At 49.2% G+C, this 6,742-nt stretch carries 8 protein-coding genes; 7 read left to right on the top strand and 1 reads right to left on the bottom strand.

The window, feature by feature from the left end; translation table 11 throughout:
- Together MHN01_RS12295 and MHN01_RS12300 are read left to right on the top strand one after the other, a co-directional pair.
- Positions 1-379: porin (locus MHN01_RS12295; RefSeq protein ID WP_239411616.1), on the top strand; the 379-nt coding region annotated here is incomplete at its 5' end.
- A 91-nt stretch (positions 380-470) separates the two neighbouring features.
- Positions 471-1,109, top strand: a complete 639-nt coding sequence (locus tag MHN01_RS12300; protein WP_239411617.1) for a DUF2057 domain-containing protein — start codon at positions 471-473, stop codon at positions 1,107-1,109.
- A 110-nt stretch (positions 1,110-1,219) separates the two neighbouring features.
- On the opposite strand, the gene MHN01_RS12305 is transcribed toward MHN01_RS12300, so the two are convergent.
- A complete protein-coding gene (locus MHN01_RS12305) occupies positions 1,220-1,585 on the bottom strand; it encodes a conjugal transfer protein TraR (RefSeq protein ID WP_239411618.1) in 366 nt (121 codons plus the stop codon).
- A 399-nt stretch (positions 1,586-1,984) separates the two neighbouring features.
- Between MHN01_RS12305 and MHN01_RS12310 the strand changes: the two genes are divergently transcribed.
- The 5 genes from MHN01_RS12310 (at position 1,985) to recR (ending at position 6,549) form a co-directional block, all read left to right on the top strand.
- Positions 1,985-2,392 (top strand): YbaN family protein, encoded by a 408-nt coding sequence (locus MHN01_RS12310; protein ID WP_239411619.1) that lies wholly within the window; start codon positions 1,985-1,987, stop codon positions 2,390-2,392.
- Between the two features lie 202 nt (positions 2,393-2,594).
- Positions 2,595-3,140, top strand: a complete 546-nt coding sequence (gene apt / locus MHN01_RS12315) for an adenine phosphoribosyltransferase (protein ID WP_239411620.1) — start codon at positions 2,595-2,597, stop codon at positions 3,138-3,140.
- A gap of 114 nt (positions 3,141-3,254) precedes the next feature.
- Positions 3,255-5,549: a DNA polymerase III subunit gamma/tau gene (gene dnaX / locus MHN01_RS12320; RefSeq protein WP_239411621.1), complete on the top strand. Its 2,295-nt coding sequence runs from the start codon at positions 3,255-3,257 to the stop codon at positions 5,547-5,549.
- A 64-nt stretch (positions 5,550-5,613) separates the two neighbouring features.
- A complete protein-coding gene (locus tag MHN01_RS12325) occupies positions 5,614-5,943 on the top strand; it encodes a YbaB/EbfC family nucleoid-associated protein (protein ID WP_160650537.1) in 330 nt (109 codons plus the stop codon).
- Between the two features lie 3 nt (positions 5,944-5,946).
- Entirely contained in the window at positions 5,947-6,549 is a 603-nt protein-coding gene (gene recR / locus MHN01_RS12330) for a recombination mediator RecR (protein ID WP_075768272.1), read from the top strand.
- The last annotated feature ends 193 nt before the right edge of the window (positions 6,550-6,742 follow it).

Here is a 6,742-nt window from a genome sequence, read left to right on the forward strand (position 1 = left end):
CTACACAGCTGAAAGCTCAGACCTAGCAGCTACTAAAGTTGAAGTTGACGGCTTTAACCTTGAAGGTCAGTACGTAATGGGTGCTTTCGCATTCGCAGCGTCTTACGGTAACGTTGAGCAGAAGACTGCTGGTGCAACAACTTCTGATGTTGACCTAATCGAACTAGCTGGTTCATACACTATGGGCAAAAACACTTTTGCTCTAGGTTACAACCGTGCAGACTACGATACTCCTGACAATACTATCGACAACATCTACGCTAACGTAACTCACCAGCTTCACAGCAACGTGAAAGTTTACGGTGAGCTAGGTTGGGCTGATGCTGACAACACTGACCTAGATGTAGGTTACCTAGTTGGTATGGAAGTACTATTCTAAGGTTGAGTTAATCTAAGAATATTAAAAAGCCGCCTTATGGGCGGCTTTTTGTTATCTTAAGGCATAGGTTTATAGAGAAGTAAGGAAAATAATGAACAAGTTAGTCGCTGCTGCGCTGTTGATAATGCCATTTAGTCTTCAAGCAGCCACGTTGTCTACAGGCCAGGATATAAAGCTACTCGTAATAGACGGCAAGAAAGTAGAATCATCTTTTTGGTCTCCAACTGAAAGTGTTGAACTGGCTCCAGGCAAGCATCAGGTTGTCGTTCGTTTTGATGGTGAGTTAAAGAGTGGCTCGAAGTCAAAAATGTACACGACACGTCCTTATCTGTTCGAACTTAATGTACCGGATGAAAACGCAACAATTGTACTCCCGCATTTTACAACCTTGTCTCAGGCTAAATCTTACTTTGAGCGTGGTCCCGAGTGGCAACTGGAGCTAGAAAGCGGTACTGTTCGCACTTTGGAACACGTTGAAATGCAGGGTAAAGGTTTTGCTGCCTTCAGTAATATGGAAAAACTGGTGGCAGAGTATAACCGCCAGCATGGAATCACTTTTGAGCAAGGTTATGCGGTTGATCTTGAAAAAGCGACAGTCGAAGTGAGTGAGCAGGGCGAAGTGACGATCTCAGGCGATGCTTTGGCGCAGTTGAAACTCTGGTACAGCAAGGCAAATGCGGAAGAAAAAGCTGCCTTTTATCAGTGGGCAAAAGCACAAGATGCGCAGTGATCGTTTACTGTTTATCGCAAGCTAGCTTAACGTATAGCTAGCTAAGTTGATTGCGGGATGTATAGCCAGCCGCCAATAGTGGCTGTTATGTTCAATCCCGCCAATTTAAGTTACTGATCATGGTGATAACGGCTATGGACGCGGCATGAATGGCATCGCGGCTGAGCCGGATCGGCCTGAAGTTCTTCGTGCTCAATTTCTTCCTCACAGTCTACACATAGTCCGTACATGCCCAGCTTGATTGAGCAGACGGCGGCATCGACTTTTTCCATTTTCATCGCCAAATCAAACAGGTTAGGAATGAATGAGGATTTTGCCATCACGATGAGCTCATTGAGATCGGCCTGTTCAATGGCTGTCGCCGAAGGGACAAGAGTATTTAGCAGCATTTCATGCTTAAGCTCTTTGGCTAACTGACTATGTTCCTGCTCCAAATGCTGTTTTAGCTGTTGGTAAGTGCGCTCTGACGTTGTCATATCTCGGTATTATGTTTATAAGTGATAAATTTAGTCTAAGACGGTTTGATAGTTTGATTGTGATTTGAATCAAACCTTTATAGAGTAATGGGCAGAATAACCATAATTTCCATCGGTTTTTGTCGCTTCCTTGATCCGCTATAGTGGCTTCCGCTCAAGATCGGCAGCCAAAGAAGCTGCGGACAACAAGCAAGTCAGCTATATATACTCTATAAAGGAAGCGTACCATGGAACACGGTTTTAAAGACCCGTATAGTTTTAAATATTTTGTTGGTTTTCTCGTTGCACTGGCATTGCCAACACTACCGGCTAGTTTAACCTGGTTGGGAATATTGAGCCTATAGCATCAGCTAATGATACACTGGCTGGTATTCTAACCCGGTCAGTAAGGAAGGAGAGATGAAAGACATCATTAAACGGACCATGCTGTTAAGCATTGGCTGGTTGTGTGTTGTTCTCGGCGTCTTGGGGGTATTCCTGCCTTTGCTGCCGACGACTCCTTTCTTGTTGCTGGCCAGCGCCTGTTTTATGCGTGGTTCGCCCCGCCTCAGTCGCTGGCTACACCAACACCCGCATTTCGGCCCTATTCTGAAAAACTGGCATGAAAACAGGGCAGTATCAAAAACAGTCAAGCGTCGAGCTAATATCACCATAGTGCTTAGCTTTGCCCTGTCTGTTTATCTGGTGCCCTTGCTATGGCATAAAGTGATGCTGATAGTCATGGCAACGCTGCTGCTGATTTGGTTTAATCGTTTGCCTGTGGTGGATAATTCTCGTTTTACGAAGGTATCTGCAGATACAGAGTAAGCACCTGCTTACACCTTGCTGGGATACGTAAACGATATCTATTGATTCATGACAAAGAACCCTTGGTATTAGTTGCTCCCGCCTGTGAAAATCAATACTATTTGCTCCGGAATTTATTTGCCTGCTGCCGAGGGTTGTCCCAGCGCCAGGCTTTTTAACAAGCGCTACAGCACTTGCGTAAGATGGTGCACGGAAAACGATTATGACTCAAGAAAAACTAGCTTTGATCAAGCGTAGCATTAAATCTATCCCGGACTACCCGAAGCCAGGTATTCTGTTCCGAGATATTACCAGCCTGATGGAAGACCCGGCGGCTTATAGCGCTACAATGCAAGTGCTGATCGAGCAGTACAAAGATAAAGGTATCACGAAAGTGATCGGTACTGAGGCTCGTGGCTTTTTGTTTGGTGCGCCATTGGCACTTGAGCTGGGTGTCGGCTTTGTGCCGGTTCGTAAGCCTGGCAAACTGCCTCGTGAGGTGATCGGTGAAAGCTATGAGCTTGAATACGGTCAGGACACGCTAGAGATCCATGTCGATGCGATCAGCGAAGGCGATAAGGTACTGCTGGTTGATGATTTGCTGGCTACCGGCGGCACTATTGAAGCGACAACCAAACTGGTTCGTCGTCTAGGTGGTGTGGTTGAAGATGCCGCGTTTGTGATTAATCTGCCTGAACTAGGTGGTGCTGAGCGTCTGGAAGGCATTGGCCTTAACGTATACAGCATCTGTGACTTCGACGGTCACTAATCCCTGTAGCCAGTATCTATCTGGCTAATCATTGGGCGCTCGCCGTGGCGCCCTCTCGCTCAAAAATCCTCCCTGTGCTAGCATTGAGTTCTTGATTCTGTAAGGTTAGTAAACATGAGTTATCAGGTTCTGGCACGGAAATGGCGACCGCATCAATTTGAGGATGTTGTCGGCCAGTCCCATGTCCTGACGGCGTTGGCCAATGCACTTGCCCACAACCGTCTTCACCACGCCTATTTGTTCAGCGGCACCCGCGGAGTGGGTAAAACAACCATTGCCCGTATCTTTGCCAAAGGGCTGAACTGTGAGCAGGGGGTGACATCTACGCCATGCGGTCAGTGCGAGACTTGCCGTGAGATCGACGAAGGCCGCTTTGTCGACTTGCTGGAAATCGATGCGGCATCACGGACCAAAGTCGAAGACACCCGTGAACTGCTTGATAACGTTCAGTACAAACCTGCCCGTGGCCGTTTCAAGGTTTATCTGATTGACGAAGTGCATATGCTCTCTCGTCACAGCTTTAATGCCTTACTGAAAACCCTTGAAGAGCCGCCGGAATACGTCAAGTTTATCCTGGCGACAACCGATCCCCAGAAGCTTCCGGTGACGATTCTGTCACGCTGCCTGCAGTTTCACCTAAAACACCTGGATAATGCCCAAATTCAGTCCCAGCTGGAAAAGGTGCTGACAGAAGAGCAGGTGGAGCATGAGCCTAGGGCGTTGAGCCTCTTGGCCAGGGCGGCAGAAGGCAGTATGCGAGATGCGCTCAGCCTTACCGATCAGGCGATAGCCCTGGGCAATGGCCAAGTTCAGGCTGAATCCGTTTCGGCTATGCTGGGCACGCTTAACACTGAGCAAGCGCTGTATCTGCTCGAAGCCATGGCGCAGGGTGAAGCGCAACCTGCGATGGCATGTCTCGAAGAGCTGGCGGGTGTTGGTGTCGAATGGGATAGCCTATTGAGCGAGCTTGCCGCTCAGCTACACCGTGTGGCTATGTATCAGGCGCTGCCAGCATCGTTGGATGATAGCGCTCCCGATGCCGAGCGTGTTATTGCGCTAAGCAAACATGTTTCACCGCAGGAAGTGCAACTGTGCTATCAGATTGCCTTGCAGGGTCGCCAGGATCTGGCCTATGCCCCGGACGGTCGTACGGGACTGGAGATGGTGCTGCTGAGAATGCTGGCGTTTCGTCCGCTTTCCGGCCAGGGTATTAGTGCACAGCCAATTAATGTGCCAGCAGCAGAGCCAGCTTCCCAACCCCAGAGCAAAGCGCCACAAGGTCAGCAGGGGATGCAACGGGTTCAGGCCCTGAAAGCGCAGATGAACGGTGGGCAATCACAGGTAAAGCCGCAGCCAGTAGCTCCGGTCCAGCAGTCGCCACAACGCACTGTTATAGAGCCAGCGCCACAAGAGCAGGCTCGCCCGTACCCACAGGATAGCTATCCTCAGGGCGGGAACCTACAAGGCAACCCTGTGCAAAACGGCCAGCCGCAGAATAGTTATCCGCAACAGGGGAGCTCTCAGCCATCAATGGCTGTACCTCAGCATGCTCCGCAAGGCTATGATGCTGCTATGCAAGAGCCTCGGCAAGAAAATCGGCAGGAGTCGCGCCAGGAAAGACCTTCTTCGCAACAGCCGGCTGTTGCTCAGCCACAGGCCCAGCCGTCATCGGCAGCAACAGGGTTGTTGGCGGCAAGGAACAAGCTGAGAAGCAAGAGCAAGCGCGGCCATGAGGATCTTCCTGCTGCAAAAAAGACTGAATCGGCGCCAGCTAAAAAAGTCGCAACCAATGTGCTAGACCGAATTGCTACCAAGCACAAGGGTCAGCCAGCTCCGTCTGTAGGAGCATCCGCGATGCCAGCGCCGGGAGCTGCCGAGAAACCGGCGAGCAAGTCGGATGAAGAATACCGATGGAAGCCAATGGCACAGCCAGAGCCAGAAGCGGTAAAGCAGGAAGTGGCACCTGCGACACTGAAGCGCGCGCTAGAGCATGAAAAAACGCCAGAGATGGCGAAATTGCTTGTCAAAGAAGCGGCAAATCAGGATAGTTGGTCAGATTTAGTGACTAAGCTAAATGTAGGGCGAATGGTCCAGCAATTAGCATTAAATTCAGCGTTTGAGCAACACGATCAACAAGTGACTTTGTTCTTACGCCAGTCTCAACGACATTTAGATAGCCCTAAGGCCAGAGAGCAGTTGGCGCAGGCTATCGGTGAATTGCTTGGTATGGAAATCGAATTATCGATTGAACTCGGTGAAAAAGGGTGTTCGCCGCTAGAGTGGCGAGAAGGGCTCTATCATCAGAAGCTTGATCAGGCAAAGCAAAGTTTAATGAGTGATCCTAATGTTAACTTTATCTGCCAGCGCTTTGCTGCTGTACTTGATGAAGAGAGCATTAGGCCACTGTAATACAGTCGTTTTGTATTACGATATAGCAAAATGAATTTCAACCAGACCAATAGAGAGAGAGTATATGTTTGGTAAAGGTGGTATGGGCAACATGATGAAGCAGGCGCAGCAAATGCAAGAGCGCATGCAAAAGATGCAAGAAGAAATTGCAAACATGGAAGTCACTGGCGAGTCTGGTGCTGGCCTGGTAAAAGTGACTCTGACTGGTAGCCACAGTGTACGTCGTGTTGAGCTGGATGATAGCTTGATGGAAGACGATAAAGATATGTTGGAAGATTTGATCGCCGCAGCATTTAACGATGCAGCACGCCGCATCGAAGAAGCACAGAAAGAGAAAATGGCAAGCGTAACAGGCGGTATGAACCTACCTGCTGGCTTCAAGATGCCATTCTAATCAATGCGCACCAGTCAATTACTGGAACAACTGATGGAGGCCTTACGTTGTCTGCCTGGGGTTGGTCCCAAGTCGGCTCAGCGCATGGCCTTCAGTTTGTTGCAGCGTAATCGTCAGGGTGGTTTGCAGCTAGCTGATGCCCTGAGTAAGGCGATGACGGAAATTGGTCACTGCCAGAGCTGTCGTACCTTTACTGAAGAGGATGTGTGCGCGATTTGTGCCAACCCTCGTCGTCAGGAGAACGGACAGATCTGCGTGGTTGAAAGCCCGGCGGATATTGTTGCTGTTGAATCAACGGGGCAGTTCTCGGGGCGTTATTTCGTGTTGATGGGGCACCTGTCGCCTCTTGACGGTATCGGACCGTCCGACATTGGCCTCGATACCCTGGAGTTTCGCTTGCAGAACGAGCAGATATCAGAGCTGATTCTCGCAACCAACCCGACGGTTGAGGGTGAGGCAACGGCGCACTATATTGCTGAGTTGTGCAGTGAGTACTCGATCCCGGCTACCCGTATTGCACATGGTGTGCCGGTGGGCGGCGAGCTAGAGCTCGTTGACGGGACGACATTGTCACACTCCATTGCCGGACGACATAAGCTCTATTAGTCGGTTTGGCTGATTTGATAATCATCTGAATCTGATAAATACCAACTTACAGGCTATATCTGGAGTTGGTATTTTTTTTATCTGTTATTTAGCCTTAGGTTATTACTTATCAGTGAATCTGCTTTCTTAATTTTAAAGAGATATAACTTGGTTAGGTTTATTGTCTCTAGGTTGACATCCAATGTTAATTTAT

The sequence above is a fragment of the Photobacterium sp. OFAV2-7 genome (genome assembly GCF_022347985.1).
In the GTDB taxonomy this organism is placed as follows: Bacteria; Pseudomonadota; Gammaproteobacteria; order Enterobacterales; family Vibrionaceae; genus Photobacterium.